We start from the raw sequence: 25,355 nt of genomic DNA on the forward strand, positions 1-25,355 counted from the left end.
CTACACTTCCTCAAGTTTATTTAAATACTCTAAAATAAGACAATAGTGCTGGGGTTGATGTTTGGCAACAACCTCCATAATCAAGTCCATGCCTTCTGTTTTATTTAGACTTTCTAATGAACCCTTTAGCCATCTGTTATTAGTTTCATTAAATTCACACGAAATCTTATTATTCATTACCAACATATATGCCAAATAGGCATCTTCTAACTGGCTGGCTGGTTTAATCTGCCCTTTTACTGCTGCTGCAATTTTTGCAAAATAATCTTCTTTTGTTACAGCCTTTTGTACAAAATCAAATTCTGAATAATAACACTTGGTATGAGTGATTACTACTTTCCCCATAAGAGCCGCCTCTACACCTACTGTTGAGGAATAAGGAAGCACGACTTTACAGTTTTCTATTACCGAATACGTATTTATTTTTTCATAGGAAGCTGCAAAATAAAAATTCTTATTTTTTTGAAAACGATTCTTTAATACATCTTCTAATCCCATACAATTATAGTCCTTTAATCCCTCTTGAGCAGGATGTTCCCGAACCATAACCTTTGCTTCGGTATGTGCCAGTATAAAGTCCAATGTCTCCATCAGCCACTCCTCTGTATTTACAAAAATCTCATCTAACCCTATTGCCGCCACATCAAACATTACATTTAATGGAATCACAATATCAAATTCATGCCTTGCTTTATTATCTGCTGCAACTAATTGACAGTTTGTTGTTCCTGGTTTTGGCTTTCCATATCTTCTTTGTAAAAAATCTCTATTTGCCTCAGAAAGAAGGATTGCTTTCTGCTTATCATTCAACATATTGTTTTTAATTGTTTCTGTTATCCCAAACTGATGACAGCATGGCTTGTCATTTGCCCAAATAGCCCTGTTCTTAGCTTCACTGCCAGCTCCATCATAATTTGAAACCCTAATCCCATTTTTATCTGCGAAATAAGAGTACATACTCCTTCTTTCTGTAATTCCTGAAAATATATTTAAGTAAGCAAACGAATACTTTTCAAAAAATCCCTTTATATATTTCATATTTTCAAGCCCTGTTTCATAATTCCTTGAAATCAATTTCTCCCGATCCATTGATCTATCTCGGAAGCCCAAATGCCCCAACTGGGAAATTGCTGTACAAGGCGCAATTTTTTTCATTTCTTCTTTCTCATTTTGGGATAATTCAACAGGTTTTATTTTATCTACATAGATAATTTCTAGCTCTGGAAACTTCTTCTTTAATACTTCTATAACCTCTTCCACCATTTCTATGATATCTTCTGTAGCTCCCTCATAGGTCATAATTTCAGGAAAACCAGGCAAGTAATCTATAATAAGGCTTACCTGATATCCCCTTAATTTAAGCAAAAGGCAAAGAGCAATATCAAACCAGACTGCCAATCCAGATGCGTTGGATAATGCCACTACCCCTATTTTTTCATCAGATACCTTTGTTACTTTTTCAAACACATTATCTGGAGTCCGATTTAAAAATGCTATAAACTCTTCCTGAGTGTCCAGTGCCTTCTGCAATCTGAAATAACGTTCAAATAAGGAATACAAACAAAAGAAGCTTTTTCCTTTTTTCAGTCCATACTCTTCTAACTGCTCCGATATTTTCAACTCGTGCCTGCTTACAATAAAAACACAGATTTCTTTAGGGTTTTCATCTTTTAATATTTCTGGATTTTTTATTTCCAGATTTCCCAGACAGCTCCCCCATTTATTAGAATCGTTATCTAAAAATGCGGCAAGCTGATAGTTGTCACCAATAATCCTTAGAATAATCTCTCCAGCCGTTCCCCCACCAAAACAATAAATTTTCTTTCCTTTTGCCTGATCAAAATGGTCAAATACTTTACTTTCGTCAATATATTTATCAATTCTCATAGTACTCTCCTATATAAAAATTTAATAATATTACACACTATATATCTCTGGCTTTATCCCTTGCTTTTCAAAGGTTTCTTCAATATAAGTCTTGATTTCCCCAATGGAAAATAGAGAAGTCACAAGAAATACTGTATTTCCTTTTTCTATCGCTTCTTTTAATCCCATCACAGAAACACCTTCCTTCTTAGTTCCCCAAATGGATTCCTTTCGATCGATAAAACATGTTGTTTTAATCCCATATAGCTTGCATATAAAATGAAATTGTCTTCCATTTTCTCCAGCTCCATATAAAGCTGCTTCCTTAATACCATCTTCACTCATACTTTCTACTACTTCCTGCATACTTTTTATAATATCATTTCCAGCAGAATTCTTTAACGCTCTTCTTACATAATAAAACTCATCCTTTAATGTAACTAACCCTTTTGGCCAGACAATATTGGAATTATGATACGTATAACTGACATTGCACTTATCCACATAATCAGTACCTTTGTCCTCAAGTAAGGCAATGTTTTGTTCCGTAATAATAGGTTCCTTATAGTTTGTTCCAAAATTAGTATCCGCTTCAAATTTCATGAGCAGCGAAACTTCTGAACGTAATGGCATATCAATAAGTCTATGCAATATTTTCAAAGTGTCTCTCCTGTTATTTATAACTTCTTGTGCAATCTCTGCCTTATGTTTTCTGAAATAAAACCAATATTTCTGAAAGGTCAAAACTCCTTGAAATACAATTTTCGTATAAACATCATTTTTTACCCCTTGTGCTTGTAGAGGCTTAATACCCTGCGATATTCTTTCGTATCCAATAGTACTTCCTTCACAGACACTGGCTAGTTTTTCGAGAACATCAGGAGAACGATAAATTGTTGTCATTAGATCCTGGTTTTCTGCATAAGTACCCATATATCCTTCAATTCGCATTCCATTATAAACACGTTCACCTGTTATTCCCATGGCAAAAAAATGACTCATCTGTGGTTCTATTCCTTCCATCCTTAAAGCCTTTTCGGTCCATTGTTGAATTCTTCCTACCGAACCAATATCTACAGTAGCCACATTAGAAAAATCCCCAATTTCTTGTTTCAAATAATCAACATATTTTTTTCTTTCTAGACTAACAAACTTTTCTATTTTGGATATATTCTCTGGCTCAAGTAAACGTGTAATGATATATTCTTTCAGTGATGTTTCCTTCTGAATTAAAATTGTATGCGAAACCTTTAATTTTGTATCAAAATATTCCTCTAGTCCTTCAAAAGCTTCCTTTTCAAGTCCAAGAACCTCTATCAGCTCCAATATAGTAATATTTCGTACCCCAATAATATTTTCAATTTCTTCACGATTTACCTTTTCAATGGCGGGAATATAAGAAGCCTTTCGTGAAGTATAAATTGGATTTACCTTAATAGGCAGGTTTTGTTCCTTACAATCATTTTTCAATAGTTCACCCAGCAAATATCCTTCTCGCATTAATGGATAAATTGCATGAATTCCTAGTTGCTGCATACGATTGATTACATGAGACACAAATATAGTAAGAAACGGACCTATGATACTAGCACCTATTTCAAATGCCAGCTGCTTTTCCGGTGTATCATAGCTACATTCATGTGCGGCTATTTTTCTAAGAGACAAAATGGCTGGCTGGGGAATATCATGTCTAATTTTTTCATAGTCATAAATACTATTTAGTTTGTTTGGTATTACATTATAATGATGTGCTTCTATTCCAAACTTTTGTGCTTGTAAGTAATCTCCACTCTTGTTATCACCGATATGAAGGATTCTGCTCTTTGAAACCTCAGGAAATAGTTGTTCCAGCTCTTGATATAATTCTCCTGATTGCTTATTACATTTTTTTTCACTTGATATCACAACATGATTTACCCATGACAAATCAAATCCTCCACTAGCCAATAATTCTCTGATTTGCTTTTCTGTCAAATACATATCTGATAATAAAATAACTTTTTTGCCTTGTTTTCTGAAATCATCTATTAATTCTAAAATATCAGGGTTCAAATATCCCATTTCTTTTTCCACTTCAACTTCTAATTTCACTAAATCAAACTGCTTTTTCACAATGTAGGGAGGAATTTCTTGGTAGATATCTGCTAATGTAATTTCTTTATGAGATACCCTGCTTCTGGCTCTTCTCTCCATCTCAACCCGTAATTTTAAAAACTCAAACTCTGTCAGATCCATTATATTCTGACCTTGCTCCTTTACGCGTCTCCAGACTATTTCAAATATATCAATGGGCTTTGCCACTGCTCGCAACCACAATGTATCAAAAATATCCAGACTTAATACATCATATTGTTTTACATCCACTAAAAACTTCATCTCACAATACCTCCAGATTATTCCTTCCAGTCCATAACTGTTTTCCCTAAGCTCTTTGCAATATCACTTTCAAAAGCACTCTGAATATCCGCAATCGAATGGATTGGTATAACAGCAGCAACTATTTTTTCCAGATGCTCTATTACATCATTATGCTCTGTTATGAATTCGATCAGCCCTTCAAAATCTTCCCTGCCACTTCTGCTGCTGCCATAAATCCTTAATCCCTTTTCTAACACCATGCGGGTATTGATTTGAATTGGGAATTCCGATACACCCATAAGTGAAATCGTTCCTTCTGGTTTTATCAAGTCAACAATCTGCTCCAATGCTTTCTGCGAACCAATATTCCCTACACACTCAAACACATGATCTAATTCCATATCCATTGGCAGCTCCGTTATCAGATAGGTTTCATCTACAAAAGTAAAATCACTTAATTTATAATCGTGAACACCAATTACAGTAATTATAGACTGGGGAAACGTTTTTTTTAATAAAAGAGCCGTAATGTAGCCCAGGTTTCCATCACCCCAAACACCAATGCGTTCCTTTCTGCTGTGGGAAAAGCACATAAAACGTTGGATTGCATGAAAACTGACCGAAAGCAGTTCCACAAAAGCACCTACTGTATTGGGTATCTTTTCAGGCAGTCTTACCAGACGGGCTACAGGTATTTGTACATATTCCTGCAAAAAACCGTCTATTCCACTGGAGCAAAAGCCAGAATCCCGTCGGTAGTTTTCCTTTATCACGTCATCCTGTCTGCCTGGAATATTAGGAATCAAAACCACACGTTCCCCAATCGAAAAAGTTTTTGTAGGATCATAAATCACTTCGCCCATTGCTTCGTGTATTAATGCCATCGGCAATTTCTGTTCCAATATTTTAGGTTCTCTAGAACCTTGATAATATCTCTGATCCGCATTACAAATAGATAATTTCGTTGGGCGCACAAGCACTTCTGGTTTTGTCAAATCGATATCTTCAAATGCGATCTCGATTCTTCGTGGTGCCACCAGCCGATATACCGCATTGATCATTCTGTTTCTCCTTTCAGCAGTGATTTGGCAACCAGTACGTCAAATGGGTACGTTATTTTAATATTAAACACTTCACCTTCTACCAGCTGTACCTTCTCTCCCTTCAAGACCAAAATTTTTGCTGCATCGGTTAAAATGGCTTTTTCTTCTTCGGATAATTCCATAAAAATTTCTTTTAGTCTTTTGGCACGAAAGGACTGGGGTGTCTGCCCCTGATACATTTTTGTCCGATCAGGAATGGAGGAAATGGCATTTCCATCTTCACTGCATACAATCGTATCTGTAGCAGAAAGAACCGTATCACAGGCTCCATGTTCCATTACCATATGAATGTTATCCTGAATAATCCGGTGTGTCACAAAGGGACGTACTGCATCATGTGTTACAATTACATCTTCTTCTGTTAAGCCATATTCTTTCTCTATATAAGTAATCCCCTGAATAATCGTATCATTTCTGGTTTCTCCACCTTCGATGACACATATTTTTTCCGTTTCCGGGATAAATCTGCGAATTAAGTCCTCTGTATGGCGAATCCATTGTCTTGGACATAATACAAGAACCTTTTGAAATTCACTCATAACAAAAAATTTCTCAATGGTATGAATAATAATCGGTTTATTTCCTAATTCAATAAACTGTTTTGGCTTTTCCATATTTCCCATTCTGGAACCTACACCACCAGCTAAAATAATAGCAAACACTCTCGCTTCACTCATACAAACCCTCTTTTCTGCATGTCCTATAGTCTATTTTCATTCAGAACTTACTTTTCTACAATACGTCTGATTTTTTTTACCAACCGTTCACTGGCTTTACAATCCACATAAGAAAACATTTTACTTCTTAATTCCACCCTTCCAGACTCACAATTATCCTGGTTTCTAACCGAGGCAATGCCGTCCATGAACTCTTTCATCGTATAGGTTCTAAGCTCCGGCATATACGAATCATAGTCAAAGTAACATTCTCTTGTATCCTTTGAATACTCGTCCAAGTCATATGTAAATAACACAGAAGGACGGTTCAACATTAAGAAATCTGTATGAATGGAGGAATAATCTGTGGTCAGCATATCCGCAAAACCTAATACCGAATAAGTATCAATATCTGTATCCATATTTTGAATGTTAGAATAACTAACCATTTCGAACTGCTCTTTTAATTTTGACTTTGGATGAAGTTTTGTAATAAAAACCATTTCATTGTCCTTTAGAAACTGATTAAAAACCACTAAGTCCATAGCCTCAAAAAACATTTTTTCAGAATCACGAAAGGTAGGGAGGTAAAAAATAATATATGCTCCCTGCTGCTTTAACCCTCTTATTGTAGAAACCGCTGCTTCCTCTTTTTTTGTATAAACAGGCTTTATTTCACACTGGGAAAACAAAACATCATTTCTCGGATAACCGTCTACAATAATGTGATTTCTTGGTACAGCAAAGGCAGATGAAAAAATATCACCCATCATTTCAGAAGTCGCCAGAATATAATGGGATGGCTTTTCATTGGAAATAGTAATCAAAAAATTTTTAAACCGTTCCCAGTTATTCTTTGGATGACGCAGCTTATCAAATTTGTTATCATAATTAATCTTTTTATTTCCTGTACCATGCCATAAATTAATTTTTTTTGCGCCTCCTGAAAGCCAAAAGGATATATCTTTTGAATAGTTATCAAATAGATACACTCCTGCCCGAAGGCAATAATAGATACCTTTCCAAGAACGGTACGTATATGCCTCCAAATGATTCTGTTTCAAAAAATCCACAATCTGCTTATCCTTTGAAATCCAAATAGGTCTTTCTTCACAGGACTCCATCTGGCTGACATATAAATACAGATACCGTGGGTTGTCTGCAAATCGTTTTCCAAAACTGCTTCCAAACAGCCAAATCTTTTTGCTTCTAGGCGTAATAAAGGAAACGCCATACACTGGAAGTAAAAATAACTGAGCCCAGTATTTTAAAAATCCCATTACTTTCCTTTTCATATTACCAGTTCCTTAAAATAGTCTTTCTTTCAATTGGATCTAAACTTCTAATTTTCTCATCTTCATAATAGGAATCATTTCTAACGTGTGTGGTAGACACTTCTTCAAAAATAGCACCGTTTACTGATGTAAAGGAATGGTTCTCACTTCTCAGAACCGTCTGGATATCTCCTGGTGTCATATTAATCATATTTCCCTCAATACACACCTGCATATCTCCATATAAAAGCTGAAAAGTCTCTTCTTTCACCTTATGGGCATGAAGCGGATGCTTTTGTCCAGGCAGCACAATAATCAGCTTTTTACAATATTCCCGATTAATTATATTAATAATAATTGCACCAAACTGTCTAAAATGCTGCATTCCATAATGATGTGACAGTTCTACTTCAAAATCATTTCCCAACGCAATTCCTGCTTCATACAGCATACCTTTTGCATCATGAATCACACTTCTAACCAAGTTAATATCAGATAACTTCTTTTTTTCCTGAAGTTGTTCTTTTGCTTTATAGTCTCTGCTTGCTGCCACTCCATCATAAAATTCGCCACTGGTCATCTGTTTATCAAAGCATGGCATAGCAAAAAATACGTCGTCCCTTGCAATAGTTTCTCCAGCTTGAATATCACGCTTTACATATACTCCTCTCATTAAAGAGTGAAGAGAATCAATTTCATCTTGGGTAATATATTTTTTACTTTCGTTTTTCATGGAACAAATTGTCTTAGCATTCAGTGCTGCCTGCACCCAGCGTTCTGCCTGCTCTGGATTCATTGAATATGCATTCAGCGTAATTTTTTCGTTAGGAAGACCTACGTGTCTTTCTAAAATCTTCGCTCCCTTGGCAATAGCAAGCATAGGAACCGTATTATCCTCTGGATTTTCATGTCCTGAATATCCAATAGTAATGTTTGGATACCTCCGGCTCATTTTATTGATAAAATCCAATTGCAAATGCTCCATGGGAGTAGGGTACTCTGCTACACAATGCATAAAAGCAAATTCACAGTTTTTGTGAACAAGAAAATTGTAAATTTTATCTATATCAGAAATGGATTTCCCTCCTGTGGACAGAATAACTGGCTTATGGGTTTTTGCTATTTGTGTAAGCAGCGGCCAGTCTAAGGCACTACAGCTTGCCACCTTAATAATATCAATTCCTTGATCCATACACCATTCCACACTATCCTCATCAAATGGTGTTACCATTGTTACCATTCCTTCTTCCCGAATGGCTTCCACAATGACACTAAACTGCTCATAAGTAAGCCTGGTTCCCATAAATCTTGGAACGTGAGGAATATCTTCCCGGTTCACATAATCGGGGTGTATAAAAGTATCCAGATTACGATATTGCAATTTTACCGCAGCCTTAATATTATGCTTTCTTGCAATCTTTCCCATTGCATGTACAATATCCAAGCCATGCTCTACGCTTCCCTGGTGGCTATTGGCCATTTCAAAAATAAACAAATCATTAAACATCTGTTTCATAGATTCACCCTCTTTTCTTTTACTGTCTCACAATATTTTCAAGAATTACATTCTTCATTCCACTTATATTAGCACCGCCCTCTGTTGCATTTAAAAATATAACGGTACTTTCCCTCTTAATTCTGGCTTCTATCCATTGACGGTACTTGTCCATGGACTGGCTTGTATAAACCTTTTCTCCATATATATCTCGAATCTGACGCAGATTTTCTGTAACCGTTAATTCTCTTCTTGAAGTATCCGATGCATGTACAAAATGATTGCTATATGCCAGATCCAGACCAACACAAATAATTCTTGCCGCACCCATCTTTACACTTAAATCAATTGCCACTGTAGCAACTGAACCTCCGGTCTCACACAAAAAGGTACCTCTGCTGTCTGCCTCCTCCTCTGCCATTGGAAAATCCTTCTGAAAAATAAGGTACTTTGATCCTTGATACTGGGAGGCAAATCCATGAAAAGCCGTAGATAACAATAGTAATGGTACTCCTGCATTTTCTAACCCACTAATTTGACCAATTACTCTTTCATTAGCCTCTGAAATTACTACATAATCCGGTTCAATTCCTGCTTTCATCAATTTTCGAAATACGGTTCCTACTGCTAGAATAATTCCTTTTTCTTTTTTCACTTTTTTTAACTGTACAAAGTTTTTATCGAGAGAAGGTCCTGCTGCAATAATATAAATATCTTTTCCAACCCATGAATCTTTCAATTCCTCTGCTGTTTTGCTGCACTTCCTCACATTTTCACGAAAGTTTCCACACAGAAGCTTTCTTTGGTTTTTTATCGAACTATACTGCAAAAAATAATTTTCCAGTTTTTCCTTTAAGGCTCCTTTTTCGAGATTTTGTAACGACGGATAGTGTATTACAAAACTCGTCTGTTCTGAAAGGTTCCCTATTCTTTTTTGTAATTTAGTAAAATCCTTATCATATATAATTTTGTGATTAGACTTTTTTAAAAAAGAAGAAAGAACTCCATATTCCAAGGCTAGTCTTAAAACTTCTTCCCTTGATTCATATACAGTAATGGAGACATTAGGATCTATACTTCCCAGCTCCAGTGCATGGTACCCCAGTCCAAATCCATACACTACATACTCTGTCCTGTCTTCCTCATACCAGGATGCTGCCAGTTCATACGCAGCTTGTTGTGGTTTATGATTACTATGATAATAAATTGTTTTTTCTTCTGATTTTCCAGCCAGTGTAAATTCTCCATAGGAGGTAAGTTCCACCTGAAAAAGTTGTTTTTCTTCTTTATATGGAACTGCCTTTTTTAATAAATAATATAATTCCTCATCATAAGCTTTAATATTCAGGCACTCTTCCTGATAGTTCTTTCCTTCTGCCACAAAGGCTTCTGCCTCGTTCTGAAAAATAGCCTGCTGTAAAGAGGAAAAAAACGGCTGCAAGCGAAGTTCATACAAATCACTTAACAATACATAATCCATATTTTGCTGCGCCGATAAAACTTCTGTCAGCATTTCATTTATATTTGCCATGTCAACATACACAATTCCAGATTCATTAAAATACCCTGCTTCAGCCAGGAGAACTTCCAGCATTCCAGTCATTTTATCCAGTACTGCAATTCCATTACGTAACCCTGCATCAAAATTCTGCTTTTTCAGGTTTCTGGTTACCCTTTCTGCCAGAGAAATAAGCTGCTTATTTTCCTCAAAAATTTTCTTAATAGATTCTTTCAAAGAACTATCCTCACATTCCTTTTCACTCTAAAAAATATCATATAAACTATTTAATGAAAGCATTTTGTCATCTACATAATAATCCGCATTGGGCTTTCCAAAATGCAGCTGGTGATACTTTAATCCCCATCTCCCTAACTGCTCCTTCGTCACATCTGTCCAGTCAATTCCTGTTACATATCCTCTTGCTGTAAACAGAATAATTTCATTTCCATACTCATATAACTGGTTAATGATTCGAATCATTGGCTCATTTGGCTTTGCTTTATCATAAGCCAGCTTAGGTTCTAGTTGGGCAATCACTCCGTCTATATCAAACACAAACCGCTTGCCGCCAGCCTTTACCTTCAAATATAACTCTGCCTTTTGAAATTCTTCCTCAGTGTCAATATCATAGTTATGCTCCATCTGATATCCTAATATCCTTGTTCCATTCATGGATTTTTGCTCTAAAATAACCTGTCCTCGAACTATATCAATACATGCATTTTGATAGTACACTTTAGGAAGCTCCTGTCTGGGCATGTTGTAACATTCTTTTATATCCTTCATAATAGGTGTCAAAAATCCCTGTTCGTCCATATGCCACATCTTATAAGCAACTTCCTTTGCAGGCGCGATGCTTCTTACCGACTCAGCACTTTCATTCTGTAGGAGCAGTTCAATCATGGAATCAATATCTTCTATTTGCCTGATGGGATACGTAGGCCGTAACTGAACTACAATATCTGCATCATACTGTTCCTTTTCTTTCAAATAACTTAGGCAATGATAGAACACATCAATATCTTGTGCTGTATCTGTTGCATACTCCTCTGGCCGTAAAAATGGAACCTCAGCACCATACTTTCTTGCAATATCCGCATATTGTTCACTGTCTGTACTAACTACAACCCGATTTACATACTTTGATTTTAAAGCATGCTCAATGGAATACGCAATCATTGGCTTTCCATTCACATTTCGAATATTTTTATGCTTAACGCTTTTTGACCCGCTTCTCGCAGGAATAACAGCAAGTATATTCATATAACACCCCTTTACTCCTCAATAAAGCTATCCATTGCTTCCTTCAGAACCGGCTTCAGCTCACTTACCACTTCATCAATGGCATGAAACATACTTCTTGTTGTATCAAATACTTTTAAACTATTACTTACTTCATCTGTTCCCAGTGAAGTGGAATCAATAAATTTTTCCTGAAAATTCTGTTTTACTGCCGCATCCATAAAAACATAAATAGGCTGTTCTAAAATAAATTCATTAATACTACGTACTTTTTCCAAGCTGCGATCTACTGCTCTCGATTGCAGCCTTCCCTTTTTTGTCATGTCAATTAAATCACAGCAAACTCTTACACCATCTTGTGCCTTCTTTTTAATCTGGTCTAATATCTTAAAATTTTCCTTTAAAAACTCAACTACTTCCAAAAATTCAGCGTCACTAAAGGTTGGTGGTATTTGTTCTAAAACATCCTGTACGTCCAAACACTTGTCATTCTCTATTGATACAGCTTCTTCCAATGACATATTTTTCGTACCCATTATTTTAGCACCCTTCGTTTTCGTATCAATCACTTCAATTTGAGGGTACAACTTTATAACATCCTCATACCACATTATAAATTCCTGCCAGTCATAACGGGAAGGGACTTTATTCCCATCTACGCCTTCCACCATAATAACATCACTGCTGTAAGGATTGCTTGTTATACCACCTGCATGGGTTGTACTTCCACTATAAGCCAAATCCTGTCCCACTAAAACAATTTTCCGAAAACCAATCTGCACAGCTATGGAAAATGCAACCGTTGCAACAGATGCACTGGTTGGCACCAAGGGAGCGTATCCTTTGATTTTCTCAAATATCTCTCCTATAAAGCTGCCCACGTTACAAAATATTTTTTTCCCTTTATGTCTTTCCATAATTCCTGCTTTTGAGTCCATAAAGCAAAATAAAGGAACAGCTACGTCATCCCGTTTTGAAAAATTAGTAATTAATTTGTTGGGGTCTACTGACACTACAAAGTCAGGAACTATCTCACGATCCAGTAAAAAGTCTAAAATACGATCTACTGCTATGATAATTCCCTTTCCTTTCATTTTCCGTAAGCCTTCTATGCTTTCTTCAACGGATGGTCCTGCTGCTACCACTACAACTGGCAAATCTGTTGGAATGACCTCCCGCAGTTCAATAAATGTATTACATTGCCTTAAATATTTTATATTTTGTAATGTATTTGTCATGCTGACCTTGGCAAAATACATCATTGTATTATGATTGATCACAGCATGAGAAACACAATTTTTTATATCTTCTTTAAATTCTGACCAGGAGTCTTTAAAAATTTCATCATATTGAGGATGAACGCAAATTTCATGATTGCGAAGATTAGTAATGTTTAGCGCTTCCTTTAATGCAATATGAACATCAAATTCATTAATTCCTTCCACTCCAATTACAATTCGCTCATCTAAAATCAAATCTCGTAAATCATACTCCTCCAAAGCATGAAAAAAGATATCTGGTGACGGTTCATAAATAAAAAAATGTCCTTCTTCTGTAAGCTTCTTTTGTATAGCCTTGCAAAAATATCCATTTCCCAATCCAAACATTGTAACAACATTGGTCACATTCTGAAAAGAATATTGCTTTGCCCACCGTTCTGCCTCTTCCATTGGTCTGAATCCACTGTTGAGCCGGACTTTTCTATCTCCCACTATAATGGTTACCGCAAAGTTGCCATCTCTAGTTACATTAGACTCTACGCCTTCTAAAGAATTAGGCAATTGCTCCTTTTTGCCTTCTACTTCTGTCACTTTTTCATGCCAACGGCCATTTCTCTCTGCAATTGCTGATAAATTCAAATCATAAAGACTCATTTTTTATCCCCTTGTCACTTACTTATTTTCGCAATCTATTAAAGTCTGTAACTGTTCTTTAATATTATAACTGAACAAGTCTGCAAGAAGTACATTATCCCCCTCCTGCATTGCTGTAAAGGCTTCTGTAATACTTTGCAGCAGTTCCTGTTCATCTAAAATCTTCTCATTATTCTCTGCCTGATATTGCACCAGTAAATTAATCAGCTGTGTTAAACCCTCAAGAATAACATTTAAATACTGGTATGCATTGGTGTTCTGCTGATAAAACAGTTCTGTCATTATATTAATTTTTTCCTGCATTAATTTTGCTAATTCCACTATATTTTCCATGAGCGATACCATACCTTTTCTATTTATCTTTATTCTTTCAAACTTCTACTATATCTATTCTATCTTAAATCACAATATATTTCTACATTTATTTGCCAATTTTGGCTATAATCATTTTATAATTATTTAAAAAAATAAGACTGACAATTGTCAGCCTTATTTTCAACTATGATTTGATTATCCCAAAATAGATAATACACCTTGAGTAGCTTGGTTAGCTTGTGCAAGCATAGACTGAGCTGCTTGTTGAAGGATATTATCCTTTGAGTACTTAACCATCTCTTGAGCCATATCAACGTCACGGATACGAGATTCAGATGCTGTTAAGTTTTCTGCTGTGTTATCAGCGTTAGCAATTGTATGCTCTAATCTGTTCTGAGTTGCACCTAATGAAGATCTTTGTGCAGATACTTTATCAAGAGCATCTTGAATTGTAGTGATTGCAGCTGTAGCATTTGCATAAGAACTAACTTTTTCACTAATTCCAGAAACGCCTAATGCATTAGCTGTCATTGACTTAATACTAAATGTAATGCATTGTCCTTCATTTGCACCAATCTGAAGATTAACTCCACCAGATAAACCACCGCTTAATAATTTCTGAGTATTGAACTCTGTCTGAGATGCAATACGAGTAATTTCTTTTTCTAATTCTGCTAATTCTTCTTTAATAGAAACACGGTCAGCAGTTACGTTAGTATCGTTAGCTGCTTGTACTGCTAATTCTCTCATTCTTTGAAGAATTGAAGTAGTTTCATTTAATGCACCTTCAGCAGTCTGAACTAAAGAAATACCATCCTGAGCGTTAGTAGAAGCTTGCTCTAAACCTCTAATCTGTCCACGCATTTTTTCAGAAATCTTTAAACCAGCAGCGTTATCGCCAGCGCGGTTGATTTTGTATCCAGATGATAATTTTTCTGTAGATTTAGCAAGGTTTCCATTCGTAATACCTAATTGTCTGTTTGCATTAGCTGCAGTCATATTGTGTTGAATTCTCATAGTTTATTCCTCCTTGAAATTGAAGTAGCATCCATGCTACTTATTATTTTTTTAATTTATGCAATGCCAACTTTAAATAGTTTATTATCCAAACTTTATTTTAAAGTTAACTTACATTTGTACTATATATATCGGTTAAAATTTTAAATACTTAATAGCAAAATATAATTTTTTTTATTTTTTTTGATCCAAAAAATAAGATTGCCCCTGTACCTGACTAGTCATATTCTTATAATAGCTTGCTGCTGTCTGATTACTTAATCTGACTTCTTTAATTTTTTTCTTCTTATCTATAATTTTACGTTCCAGTACAGGCCGGTTCTTCTTTTCCAGAACCTCCACATCCACACTTAAAGCTGTTATTTCCGAAATCAGTTTCTGCATCAGCAGAATTTCCTCTTTTAACTCATTCCGACATTCTGCAATCTCATTTTTTACGCGCTGGTAAATCAATTCAAAACCATTATCCAGTTCAACCAGCTTTTTAATATAACATTCCTTTTCATCCATTTTGCTATTAAATGCTTCTTCGTCAAAGCTTTCTGCTTTTAAAAGTTCTTCCTGCTGCTTTGTTAATTCTTTCAGCATCTTTAATGCTTCCTGCTTTCTGTGTAAGGTATCATTCAAAATACGCAAATATACTGTCTTCTCCAAATAAAACTTCCTTTCTAAACTTGTGAAGTTTATTTTGTTTTGCTGGCAGCCATAATCTGCTTCCACATATCTCGCATATCACGGATCTCAGCCAGAGCTTCTTCCAATATTTCACTGCTCTTTTTTATATTAGCCTGAATTAACTTGTTGTTAATATAGTTATATACTACTTGAAAATCTTTTGCAACAGGATACTTAAAATCCAAAGTTGCCAGCAGTTCATAAATAACACGTTCTGCTTTTATAATATTAGTATTTGCTTTTTGAATATCATTCTTTTCCAACGCTAATAGAGCAATATTGCAAAATTTAATTGCCCCCTCATAAAGCATTAGTGTCAAATCAGCTTTTGAAGCTGTCTGCACTTTACTGTTTTGATATGCCAGAGCTGCATTCAATGCCATATTCCCTACCTCCATGTGTCTCAATTAAAAATTATACTTCCTCTTAACCTGCCTAATCGCTATTAACTTCCCAATAGCCCTGCTAACGCATTCTGTTGTGACTGTAAATCAGCTAATGCTGTTTCCATTGCCGAGAACTGGGCATAATACTTATCCTCTAGTTCTGTTACTTCATCCTCTTCCTTAGCGATCTTTTTTGTATAGGATGTAATCTGCTTTGTAATTTCTTTGTCATTATAAAATGTCATGGCACTACTCAGACTAGTCTTTTTCATCTTATCCTGCATAGTATCGTACAGTTTACCTGCAACACCAGAAAAGACCTTCATAACCGTTTCTGGGTCACTTTCCAAAGCAGCCATTAGTTTGTTTTTACTAGTAGAATATAATTCATCATCACTGTCTCCTCGAATATGGAGTAAACCCTTTTCCGTATAATCCGTAGATGTCCCAACTCCAAAGCTGGCAAGTGAATATCTCTTTCCATCTACTTCAACTGATGTCTGCATAGCACCCTTCATGGCATCTAACAAGGAACCCATTTGAGAATCTCTTCGTAAAATAGAATCCTTTATTGTTGTTTCCCACTTATCTATCTGATCATCTGTCATGCTTTCTTTTTCATCATCTGACAATGGATCATATCCACGGGTAGATTTTGCATAATATAAATCGTTCATTTCCTCCAGAATAGAATTATATTCAGTAATGAAATCCTTAATCATCTTATAATTTTCTTCTGTATTACTGGCAACATTCAGAGTAACATCTCCACTGGTAACCCCTTTCAAATTAATGGTCAAACCATTTACCGAAACAGAATTATTACTGCTTTCCATCTCTACTCCGTTATACTTGATTACACTGTTTTTTGCAGCAATTACTGTAAATCCTCCTACTGTTTCCGTAGAATCTGCATCCGCTGTATAGGAACCAATCTCACCCAGCCCCAAATTAATCAATGCACTATCTGCGGCATTCACAGAAGTAGACTCTCCTGCCCCACCCTGCACTAACGCCTTGTAATCAGCTATTGCGGTTTCCATACTCGTCGTTGCCTGACTTGTACGTGTTGCCTTATCCTCAAATGTATACGCTGCAATTTCAGTTGGATCCGATAATCCCAATGCCGCTGTTACTGTGGCATCATCTATCCCATTCTGGGTAGCGTCCGTTACATATGTCTGGTACTCTTCTGTTGCATAAAGTTCATCTGCTGCTGTCTGTACTGCTTTATCAATTGCTGTCTGCCGTTCTGTTGCGTCGGCAATACCAGCGTATTGTGCTTCTATATCTGCCATTTTAGCAGCATCATCTGTAATAGCCTTATAGGCAACTGCACCATAAAAATCCTGAGCCTTTTTGCTTGCCTGGGCATCTACATTACTTACAGCCAAATCTACAAGAGTCTGTTCTGTAGCTGTTGTATCTCCTCCATCTCTGAATGCCTGTAATGCATTGTTTACCGTTGTTACATTAGCAGAAATGCTCATATCTACCAGACCTTCAATGTTATCTCTTGCAGTCAGACCATCACTGGTAAGAGATGCTGTTGTAATAGAAAATGCGCTGTCCTCACCACTTGTCTTGGAACTGATAAACATCCTTTTCTGTGTAGAATCATAGGAAGCATTCAATCCGGCACTTTGACATGCAGAAAGGAAATCCTTCACTGTTGTTGTACTGGATACTTGAAGCTGAACCGACTTATCTCCACCATTGATGTTAATAACGGAAGCATCAGCAGTAAATCCAAGGTCTGTTAACTTTGAAGCAGTGCCAAATCCATCTGTAGTAACCTTATTTCCAGTTACATATTGGGCGCTGGCCAGTTGACTACAGCTTACTACATGAGAGCCCTCTGGCGTAGTCGTCCCTGCTGTTACCTCAACCTTTGTGTCATCCGAAGAAGTTACTTTTTTAGTCAAATAACTTCCTTGTAACCTTACCTTTGATAAATCTTCTGTATACAATGCATATAGTTTCTTATTCAAATCCTGCCACTTTTCCTGCTTCCACTCCAGCAGGGTCTTTTTATTGGTTGTTTTCTGATTTTTCATCTTCTGTGCATCAACCAAATTCTGAATTAAAGTCTCCGTATCCATACCCGAAATCAATCCTGTCATACGAATTGGCATATTTCAGACCCCCTTACATTTTCTCATCCACAAGCAAACCCGAAAGTTCCCACATTTTTTCCACCATTTCAATTGTCTTTTCAGGCGGAATCTCTTTGATTACCTCTTTGGTTTTCTTGTCATAAATCTTAATTGATATCTTGTTGGAAACCTCATGATATGTAAATTCAAATCCAGTTCGCTTCACTCTGGCGTCCTCATTCGCCTGTTCCACTGCTGTTTTTACTTTCTTTTCCAAATCACCTTGATTTCCCTGTTTTCCTTGATTTTCTTCCTTTGTTTCGCTGCTCTTACCAATATCCTTTACCACTCCAGCTTCTTCTGATTCACGAGCTGGATTCAGCTCTGAACCAGACACCTGAACTGGCTTCACTTCATTGGAATATTTATTTCCTATTCCAACAATCCCATCTAACATAAAAACACCTCCATGTTACCCATCGATAATCCTTTATCTCTCTCATTCCTTATTCATTTTATCGGTATAATCCCTAAATAAGTTTATACCTGTAGGCTATTTTAATAATTTTTTTAATTCATTTACCCTCTCTATATCTGAAACAGATTCTTTATTTGCTTCTTGAATCTGCAAATATATTTCCTTTCTGTAAATAGGAACTGATTTGGGTGCATTAATTCCTATTTTGACTTGATCACCTTTAATTTCTAAAACAGTAATCTCAATGTTATTACCAATTACAATTGTTTCATCTGTTTTACGCGAAAGAGCTAACATGTCCTCTCTCCCTTCTTTTCACGATTTTCCTCAAAAATGCAGTATCGTACTGAGTAATCCTGATTTTCTACAATAATTTGACATCCCTGCCTTGTATCTGAATTAATAATAATCGGCGCCTTTAGATTAGCTGTTGTCTTTTTCACGTCATTGGGTACTGTTACAACAAGCAATACTACAATATTTTCGCTTGTAACATCTCCTAAAGGCTTAAGCAGTTCATCTTCAATGGTTGGATTATAATCCTCCCTTACATGCAGGGGATTAATTACTGGAAGTGCAAGACCTGGCTCCTCAATACATTGCAGCCATGAAATAGCTGACTTCTTTTCATCTTCAATATCATATAATATTGTAAATTTCTTATAATCTTCAAAACCCATTAATCCATCTGCAAAATGGATAATTTTATTTTCCTCTAAATCTATTTCCCCAAAACACTTTGTATTAATTAACATCTTGTATCTCCTTTCGCTGCACAGGTAACCCCTTTGAACACTATCCTATAAATAATCCAGCAGACTTACCTGAGCCACCTTCGCACTAGCACTTAATGAAGCATTGTACACCGTCATAGCCGATGTGTAATTTACCACTGCATCTTCGATATCCACTCTGTCATTTTTCGTTAACATTTCTGAAAAAGAAGTCTGCTGATCCGTTAATCTTGCTTCAGTAAGCTCCAGTCTCTTATACCGGCTTCCCAAATCTGCAAGCTCTGTATTTACATCTTCCTGAACATTAGTAGTTGTGGTCAGTCCGTTCCCAAACTTTTCCTGCAAAACATTTTTCTGAAGCGTAAGTTCCGTATTTGCCTGTTCCAATAATTCATTCATGGCATCTTCTGTACCTGTGTAAGTTTTATTCTCTATCATGCTTTTAATTTTAGTTAGCTTTTGTTCCACTTCATCTACCTTTTTTAATTGTCTGATAATATCATCAATTTGATTCCCCAGTTCAGCAGTAATGCATTGATTTGCCATAGTATTTACCGTTATTTTCTGGCTGAAATTCACTTCGTACTGAATTTCCTGCTCCTCTGGCTTTTCATATTGTTTTAACGTACCTGCAATAACAGCTCCTGTTCCATCTAAATCAGATACCTTACAATCAAAATAATGTTCTGGGCGAAGTTCGTCCTTTTCAAAGCTGCTTTTCTCATAATCGGCTTGAATATCTGTTGCAGTGGCTAGCGTATCATACGTACTCCCTGAAATAATAATCTCACCCGTTTCCTTTACCCACAGAGCATCATAAGTTGTGCCATTTGCCGTATTGTAAGCATCAATGTCATAAGCATCTGCATCACTCATGGAAACTTCATGAATCGATAGGTTATTGGTGGTTCCCCCCGTCGTATAAGACAAACTGGTAAGACTATCAATATTGCCATAGGAGAGCTGCATTCTGTATGCAGTCTGCTGTGTTGCTGCCATAGAAGCATAGTCCTGTGCTGTATTACCTGCTGTATATTGTATATCTGCTTTTACATATGAAATGGTATTCACTTTATCAAAATCTAACTGTTCTGATATCTCATACAATTTATTCTCTGTTTTCTCTTCGAATACCAATGGTGTATCGGTGCGATATCCTGTAAATAAATATCTTCCTGCATTATCCGCATTGGCACATTCATAAACCTGCTCTTTATATTGCTTCAAAGTTTCAATAATAGCTGATCGATCCGTTGTCTCTAAAGTATCATTTGCCCCTTGGTTAAAATACGTGTTCATTTTTGTCAAAATATCATTCACATTGTCCAAAGCACTTTCTGTTACTTCCATCCATGACATGGCATCGGGAACATTTTTTTCTAAATACTGATCCAGTTCTGCCAGATTTGTCCTGTACTTCAAAGAACGCACTGCAATAACAGGATCTTCAGACGGTCTCTGTATTTTTTGCTGCGTAGCATACTGATCTGCTGCTTTTGACATGTTTGTTTTATTTTTATTAATATTACTCAACATACTAGTCGTCATCATTTTACTGGTAACTCTCATATCATCATTCCCTTTCTTACCTCACATTAACAATCCTATATGCCAAGTCCATTAATCAGCACATCATACAGTTCGTTCATAGTTTGTATTGCCTTAGAAGATAAATTATATGCATTTTGATAACGGACTAAATTCATACTTTCTTCATCTGTGTCCACACTAGATATAGACATTCTTTGTGTATCAATAGATTTTAATATATTACTTTGACTGCTGGTAAACATACTGGATTTCTTTGTATCTGTTCCAATATCAGAGGTGAAAGTCTCTAAAAATCCAGCTGGTGAGCCTACTGAGAATACCGTGGTATCTGTTTTCAAAGCAACCAGTTTTTCCAAAATATTCTTTTCTTCAATACCATTGTCCCGCTTTTCACAGGTCACAATTCTGTCCGGATCCTCTGTAACTGTTTTGGAAACTGCAAAATTCAAACATGTCATATTATAATAAGAAGCATCTACGTATCCATTTGCATTCTTTATTACATTGCCTGCTGCATCTGTAGCTACAAGGGAAGAAAAAGAAAAACCAGCTTTCAGCTCGCCAAATTCATAATCGCACTCTGTAGTTGGATCTGTGCCCACAAAAAAATCTACTCCCTGTACCCCATTCAAATCCTCACCACTATTATGCAGCTTGTTGAATTCACTGGAATAGGTTCTGGCAAACTCAGTCAGCTGATTCATATAATAAGGGATTCCCTTAAAAGAAATACTCCTCCCCACTTGAGCTGACACATCTGTAACATCGGTTGCTAAAGGTTCTGACAATTGAAATGTATAAGTATAGTTTCCGGCTGCATCTACTGTAACATCAAAACTATCATAGGCACATTCCTTGTTCCCAACTTTAATCAAACCATCCTTTTCTGGCAGATTCAATTTGGTTATATCATTGCAAGTAGAATCTGTAATTGTGAGAGTGGTAGAACCCAGTGTTCCATTACTATTTCCACTAAATACTTCTTGATTATTCCCATCTCGCAGCTCAAACAATGCCTGCAATGTTCCTCCCAGGCTTGGGCTGGATTCATTAAAGGACTGTCCGTCACTCCAATAAACATCATATAAACCATCTACATCGCACTGATTGGTCTTAGTTTCGCTTGGAACACATTCTAAAGTACTATACTCATAATTATCCACAAGCAGCTTACCATCTATACGAACTTCAAATGTGGTACTTCTGCTGTTGGGAGAGTCATATTCATTACTTGTAATCTTGACATATTCCGAAAGTCTGTCTAGCAATACATTTCTGGAGTCCCGTAAATCATTGGCATTTTGCCCTGTCATTTCAATCGTATTAATCTGCTTGTTTAAAGATGCGATTTGTTCTGCAATTGAATTAATAGCATCTGTTGTATTCTTAATTTCAGAATTCGCCTCCTTTTGCAGCGTCTGGAGACTGATTCCTAAATAATTCACAAATTCCGTAAAACCTTCTGCCATACTGGCCGTCTGGGTACGCATCGTAGTATCCCCTGCACTTTTTTGCAGTTCAGAGAGTGCCTCTGAAAAATTACTAAATGTAGCAGTCAGTCCCTCTGAATTGGTTTCTTTAAAATAATCTTCAATACTTAGCAAAAAATGCTCCTGGGTAGAATAATAACCATAGATAGTACTATTATCACGATATTTTAAATCATAATATTCATTACGAACCTGAGTAATACTGTTCACATCTACTCCCGTACCAACCATTCCATAGCTGCTGGTAAGTGATATAGGAACACTTGCGGCAGCTGATGCCTCCTGTCTTGTATATCCTGTTGTATTTGCATTTGATATGTTATGTGAAGTGGTATTCATTGCTACCTGACTGGCATAAAGCCCTGATGTACTTATCGATAATCCAAAAAATGTTGATGGCATTTTCTTCTTCCTTTCCTCAAAAAAATCTGTTCCGGCCTCTGCAATTCAGTCCTTACATCCTGTTAATAATCTGTTCTAACATATCATTAATCACAGATATATATTTTGAACTGGCGCTATATGCATATTGAAACTTTATCATATTAGTCAGTTCCTCCTCTGAGGATACTCCCATAACTGTCTGTCTCTGGCTGTCTAAACTTTCCACCATTCCCGTCTGGTTTTCCGTCATGGTTGCCAGTGCATTGCCTCTATTCCCAATGTTTCCAATCAAAGCCGTATAGTAATCCTGAAACGTATAGCTGGTCAATTCATTTGGAGATAGGGTAGAAAAATCATTTTCAAATAAGTCCGCCAGTTTTTCACAAGTGTTCATGTCATACGCATCTGTCAGGCCGCTTTCAGAAGTCCCGCTTAGTGGAAGATTGGCTACATCCTGCAATACGTTTGAATTTACTTCCATCGCACCTAATGAATATAAGCTATATGGATCTGATTTATATTCCTGCTGATACACGTATACTTTTTGGGTCTGAGTATTACCACTGCCGTCAATATATGATATTTCTGCTTCTTTATAACGTTCTGTGTTGGTTCTTTTAAATAGAACTTCACCAGGTTCCTCCTTTTCCTCCTTAGTAGTAGGCGCAATTCCCTGATCCCAAAGCAAAACCCCTGATGTGTCATTGGTCAAATTAATGGATTGGGAAACCCCGTCAATGGTCAATATCACATTAGTTGCTGCGGCTGTGTCAATTCCAATATTATCCATTACCTGATTAATTGTATTATTAGGTGCCAGTACATCATTAATAGCAGTCACTACTCCGTGAATTAACTGGTCAAACTCTGCCTGAACTGTCATAACAATAGATGGATCTACCGTATTATTGTAATCTTCTACCGCTTGGTTATACAAAACTTCCGTAGCATAATCCTCAGGCTTTGGTATATCTTTATAATTAGCCTGCTCATTTCCTCTTGCAATCAGTAATCCCTTTAACGAGCCAATATTGGTATTCAGTTCAGAGTTACATTCAATAGAAAAATCAAATACTGGATAGCCGTCCATACCGTCCCACACTACCTCCAGCATAGAAGAACCACTGATTTTCTGGGTAGCCATCTTATTATAGCTATCTTCTGTCACAAAAGGATAACCCTCTGCATTAATCGTCACACTACCTATGGAATCTTCCCTGTAAGTAAATTTAACCAGTTCCCCCAGTTCATCCATCAGTGTATTTCTCGAATCCCTTAAATCATTGGCATTCTGCCCGCTGCTTTCATATTTAACAATATCAGAATTAAGCTGTGAAATCTGTTTGCCAATTTCATTAATCCGGTTAACCTTTTCAGAAATCTGCGTATTCAAATTCACCTGGTAAGAATTCAGCTGGTTCGAAATGTTCTCTGCACGCTCTAGAAAAGTTACTGCCGTTTCCACAAATGCAGAACGTTTCACCCGGTTATCTGGCTCTTTTACCAATTCCTGTAGATTAGTCCAGAAATCTGAAATCGTTTCATGGAATGCTTCACCTTCTAATTCTCCAAACAAATCTTCAATTTCAGAAACTGCTTCCTGCTGCACCTCATAAAACCCCTGCCTTCCCACCTCAAGCCGGTAAGATTTATCCAGAAACGTCTCTCTTATCTGCCTGATAGCGTCCATATCCGTTCCTAATCCAACCTGCAAAGAGGAAAGACCTGATGTGCCAATGGACTGGTATAAAAAGTCCGACGCAACAACCTGCTGCCTTACATATCCTTTTGTATTTACATTGGCCAAGTTATGACTTGTGGTATTCAATGCTGCCTGATTGACCTGAATCCCAGAAACGCCAGTATAAATACTTGTCATAATATTTCCCATTTTTCCACCTAACCTTTATCTATTTCCTATTGTTTGGCATCAAATATGCCAGTTTGGTTCAACGGCACATTTACTGTGGACGCTGCCCTTGTATAATTATTCCCGGGAACCATCCTTGCACTTTGCAGATAATTCATATTAAACTCAATCATCTCCAGGGACTGTTCTATCAATATCTTATTCTGGGCATTTACCTCCCGTATTCGGTTCAAAGACTTTGCCAGCCGATCATGCAGTTCACTCAGCTGCTTTTGTTCCTTGGGCTGTTTTTGCAAAATCTCAACTAAAACCTTCAAAGTCAATGTATCTGCCTTTTTCCCCAAAACCACACCTATATTTTGAACGATACCAGACCGTTTATGTTCTAATCCCAGTATTTGGTCTACAATTGTCTGTTCTAGTGCTGAAATTGTTTGCAGCGCTTCTAAATCATTATCAATAATAACTTTTGTCTTTTTTTCCACTGTTGGAAGCAATTCTGCATATAAAGCATCCTCTGCTTCCAACGTTATAATTAATTCTTCAATCAGACTTGCCAATCGTAATCACCTTTTCCGTTCCTTTTCTTTCAACCATTCCTTCACACCATTTCCCTGGTATAGTTAAATAAGTGTGTTAAAATAACTCTCGGCAATCTTATCTGCTATTTCTTTTGCCGAAACATCATAAGTTCCAGACTTCATCCTGCTCTTTATTTCCTCAACCTTCTCATAACGGATATCTGCTGACTCAGCAATGGCTTTCTTTGCTGTCTGTAAGTCCTTTCCCAACTGGGATATCTGAATATAATCCTGTGCCCCCTTTACGTCAGGCTTAGATGACGCTTTTGCAGCACTGCTGCTATATGCCTGACTTACTTTCTGTAATGTATCAATTCTCATTCCAATCACCACCTGTTTTCTATTTTTCAAATTGCTTATGTTGTATTTATCGGATATTTCAGAAAAAATCATTAGTTTCTTTTTCAAA

Annotated in this window: 22 protein-coding genes; all 22 read right to left on the minus strand. The window is 36.6% G+C overall.

Going from position 1 to position 25,355, the window contains the following annotated elements; translation table 11 throughout:
* On the minus strand, positions 1–1,887 hold the full coding sequence (locus BM305_RS01765) for a capsular polysaccharide export protein, LipB/KpsS family (RefSeq protein ID WP_092558969.1): 1,887 nt from the start codon (positions 1,885–1,887) through the stop codon (positions 1–3).
* Positions 1,888–1,917: 30 nt separating this feature from the next.
* Positions 1,918–4,242 (minus strand): HAD family hydrolase, encoded by a 2,325-nt coding sequence (locus tag BM305_RS01770; protein WP_092558970.1) that lies wholly within the window; start codon positions 4,240–4,242, stop codon positions 1,918–1,920.
* A 17-nt stretch (positions 4,243–4,259) separates the two neighbouring features.
* A complete protein-coding gene (locus BM305_RS01775; RefSeq protein ID WP_092558971.1) occupies positions 4,260–5,285 on the minus strand; it encodes a zinc-binding dehydrogenase in 1,026 nt (341 codons plus the stop codon).
* Positions 5,282–6,004: an IspD/TarI family cytidylyltransferase gene (locus tag BM305_RS01780; protein ID WP_092558972.1), complete on the minus strand. Its 723-nt coding sequence runs from the start codon at positions 6,002–6,004 to the stop codon at positions 5,282–5,284. Before BM305_RS01780 ends, BM305_RS01775 begins: the two co-directional genes overlap by 4 nt.
* 47 nt (positions 6,005–6,051) lie before the next feature.
* Positions 6,052–7,278: a CDP-glycerol glycerophosphotransferase family protein gene (locus BM305_RS01785; protein WP_092558973.1), complete on the minus strand. Its 1,227-nt coding sequence runs from the start codon at positions 7,276–7,278 to the stop codon at positions 6,052–6,054.
* A 1-nt stretch (position 7,279) separates the two neighbouring features.
* A complete protein-coding gene (locus tag BM305_RS01790; protein WP_092558974.1) occupies positions 7,280–8,773 on the minus strand; it encodes an N-acetylneuraminate synthase family protein in 1,494 nt (497 codons plus the stop codon).
* Positions 8,774–8,792: 19 nt separating this feature from the next.
* Positions 8,793–10,487: a motility associated factor glycosyltransferase family protein gene (locus BM305_RS01795; RefSeq protein WP_092558975.1), complete on the minus strand. Its 1,695-nt coding sequence runs from the start codon at positions 10,485–10,487 to the stop codon at positions 8,793–8,795.
* A 27-nt stretch (positions 10,488–10,514) separates the two neighbouring features.
* Positions 10,515–11,516 (minus strand): acylneuraminate cytidylyltransferase family protein, encoded by a 1,002-nt coding sequence (locus BM305_RS01800; RefSeq protein ID WP_092558976.1) that lies wholly within the window; start codon positions 11,514–11,516, stop codon positions 10,515–10,517.
* A gap of 11 nt (positions 11,517–11,527) precedes the next feature.
* The gene (locus BM305_RS01805) at positions 11,528–13,369 is read right to left on the minus strand and encodes a motility associated factor glycosyltransferase family protein (RefSeq protein ID WP_092558977.1); all 1,842 of its coding nucleotides are present in this window, start codon (positions 13,367–13,369) and stop codon (positions 11,528–11,530) included.
* 18 nt (positions 13,370–13,387) lie between these two features.
* Positions 13,388–13,702 carry a hypothetical protein gene (locus BM305_RS01810; RefSeq protein ID WP_092558978.1) on the minus strand — a complete coding sequence of 105 codons (315 nt, stop codon included), beginning with the start codon at positions 13,700–13,702 and terminating at the stop codon, positions 13,388–13,390.
* A 177-nt stretch (positions 13,703–13,879) separates the two neighbouring features.
* Positions 13,880–14,701: a flagellin N-terminal helical domain-containing protein gene (locus BM305_RS01815; protein WP_092558979.1), complete on the minus strand. Its 822-nt coding sequence runs from the start codon at positions 14,699–14,701 to the stop codon at positions 13,880–13,882.
* Between the two features lie 174 nt (positions 14,702–14,875).
* Positions 14,876–15,355, minus strand: coding sequence for a hypothetical protein (locus tag BM305_RS01820; protein WP_092558980.1), 480 nt, complete (start codon positions 15,353–15,355; stop codon positions 14,876–14,878).
* A gap of 29 nt (positions 15,356–15,384) precedes the next feature.
* Positions 15,385–15,759: a flagellar export chaperone FliS gene (fliS, locus tag BM305_RS01825; RefSeq protein ID WP_092558981.1), complete on the minus strand. Its 375-nt coding sequence runs from the start codon at positions 15,757–15,759 to the stop codon at positions 15,385–15,387.
* A 62-nt stretch (positions 15,760–15,821) separates the two neighbouring features.
* Entirely contained in the window at positions 15,822–17,897 is a 2,076-nt protein-coding gene (gene fliD / locus BM305_RS01830) for a flagellar filament capping protein FliD (protein ID WP_092558982.1), read from the minus strand.
* Positions 17,898–17,910: 13 nt separating this feature from the next.
* Positions 17,911–18,315, minus strand: a complete 405-nt coding sequence (locus BM305_RS01835; protein WP_092558983.1) for a flagellar protein FlaG — start codon at positions 18,313–18,315, stop codon at positions 17,911–17,913.
* A 96-nt stretch (positions 18,316–18,411) separates the two neighbouring features.
* The gene (gene csrA, locus BM305_RS01840; protein ID WP_092558984.1) at positions 18,412–18,633 is read right to left on the minus strand and encodes a carbon storage regulator CsrA; all 222 of its coding nucleotides are present in this window, start codon (positions 18,631–18,633) and stop codon (positions 18,412–18,414) included.
* Positions 18,627–19,091, minus strand: a complete 465-nt coding sequence (gene fliW / locus BM305_RS01845; protein ID WP_092558985.1) for a flagellar assembly protein FliW — start codon at positions 19,089–19,091, stop codon at positions 18,627–18,629. Before fliW ends, csrA begins: the two co-directional genes overlap by 7 nt.
* Before the next feature lie 45 nt (positions 19,092–19,136).
* Positions 19,137–20,639: a flagellar hook-associated protein FlgL gene (flgL, locus tag BM305_RS01850; RefSeq protein ID WP_092558986.1), complete on the minus strand. Its 1,503-nt coding sequence runs from the start codon at positions 20,637–20,639 to the stop codon at positions 19,137–19,139.
* A 35-nt stretch (positions 20,640–20,674) separates the two neighbouring features.
* Positions 20,675–22,513 carry a flagellar hook-associated protein FlgK gene (flgK, locus tag BM305_RS01855; protein WP_092558987.1) on the minus strand — a complete coding sequence of 613 codons (1,839 nt, stop codon included), beginning with the start codon at positions 22,511–22,513 and terminating at the stop codon, positions 20,675–20,677.
* A 52-nt stretch (positions 22,514–22,565) separates the two neighbouring features.
* Positions 22,566–24,386 (minus strand): flagellar hook-associated protein FlgK, encoded by a 1,821-nt coding sequence (gene flgK, locus BM305_RS01860; protein WP_092558988.1) that lies wholly within the window; start codon positions 24,384–24,386, stop codon positions 22,566–22,568.
* Positions 24,387–24,412: 26 nt separating this feature from the next.
* Positions 24,413–24,925, minus strand: coding sequence for a flagellar protein FlgN (locus BM305_RS01865; protein ID WP_092558989.1), 513 nt, complete (start codon positions 24,923–24,925; stop codon positions 24,413–24,415).
* Positions 24,926–24,988: 63 nt separating this feature from the next.
* Positions 24,989–25,354, minus strand: a complete 366-nt coding sequence (gene flgM, locus BM305_RS01870; RefSeq protein WP_177214495.1) for a flagellar biosynthesis anti-sigma factor FlgM — start codon at positions 25,352–25,354, stop codon at positions 24,989–24,991.
* Position 25,355 lies beyond the last annotated feature (1 nt).

The sequence above is a fragment of the Anaeromicropila populeti genome, assembly GCF_900112775.1.
Classification (GTDB): Bacteria; Bacillota; Clostridia; order Lachnospirales; family Lachnospiraceae; genus Anaeromicropila_A; species Anaeromicropila_A populeti.

Excerpts from the sequence above, each read along its gene's own strand:
- BM305_RS01765 (WP_092558969.1), bottom strand. The coding sequence starts at position 1,887 with ATGAGAATTGATAAATATATTGACGAAAGTAAAGTATTTGACCATTTT.
- BM305_RS01770 (WP_092558970.1), bottom strand. The coding sequence starts at position 4,242 with ATGAAGTTTTTAGTGGATGTAAAACAATATGATGTATTAAGTCTGGAT.
- BM305_RS01775 (WP_092558971.1), bottom strand. The coding sequence starts at position 5,285 with ATGATCAATGCGGTATATCGGCTGGTGGCACCACGAAGAATCGAGATC.
- BM305_RS01780 (WP_092558972.1), bottom strand. The coding sequence starts at position 6,004 with ATGAGTGAAGCGAGAGTGTTTGCTATTATTTTAGCTGGTGGTGTAGGT.
- BM305_RS01785 (WP_092558973.1), bottom strand. The coding sequence starts at position 7,278 with ATGAAAAGGAAAGTAATGGGATTTTTAAAATACTGGGCTCAGTTATTT.
- BM305_RS01790 (WP_092558974.1), bottom strand. The coding sequence starts at position 8,773 with ATGAAACAGATGTTTAATGATTTGTTTATTTTTGAAATGGCCAATAGC.
- BM305_RS01800 (WP_092558976.1), bottom strand. The coding sequence starts at position 11,516 with ATGAATATACTTGCTGTTATTCCTGCGAGAAGCGGGTCAAAAAGCGTT.
- BM305_RS01805 (WP_092558977.1), bottom strand. The coding sequence starts at position 13,369 with ATGAGTCTTTATGATTTGAATTTATCAGCAATTGCAGAGAGAAATGGC.
- BM305_RS01810 (WP_092558978.1), bottom strand. The coding sequence starts at position 13,702 with ATGGAAAATATAGTGGAATTAGCAAAATTAATGCAGGAAAAAATTAAT.
- BM305_RS01815 (WP_092558979.1), bottom strand. The coding sequence starts at position 14,701 with ATGAGAATTCAACACAATATGACTGCAGCTAATGCAAACAGACAATTA.
- fliS (WP_092558981.1), bottom strand. The coding sequence starts at position 15,759 with ATGGCATTGAATGCAGCTCTGGCATATCAAAACAGTAAAGTGCAGACA.
- fliD (WP_092558982.1), bottom strand. The coding sequence starts at position 17,897 with ATGCCAATTCGTATGACAGGATTGATTTCGGGTATGGATACGGAGACT.
- BM305_RS01835 (WP_092558983.1), bottom strand. The coding sequence starts at position 18,315 with ATGTTAGATGGGATTGTTGGAATAGGAAATAAATATTCCAATGAAGTG.
- csrA (WP_092558984.1), bottom strand. The coding sequence starts at position 18,633 with ATGTTAGCTCTTTCGCGTAAAACAGATGAAACAATTGTAATTGGTAAT.
- fliW (WP_092558985.1), bottom strand. The coding sequence starts at position 19,091 with ATGTTAATTAATACAAAGTGTTTTGGGGAAATAGATTTAGAGGAAAAT.
- flgL (WP_092558986.1), bottom strand. The coding sequence starts at position 20,639 with ATGAGAGTTACCAGTAAAATGATGACGACTAGTATGTTGAGTAATATT.
- flgK (WP_092558987.1), bottom strand. The coding sequence starts at position 22,513 with ATGCCATCAACATTTTTTGGATTATCGATAAGTACATCAGGGCTTTAT.
- flgK (WP_092558988.1), bottom strand. The coding sequence starts at position 24,386 with ATGGGAAATATTATGACAAGTATTTATACTGGCGTTTCTGGGATTCAG.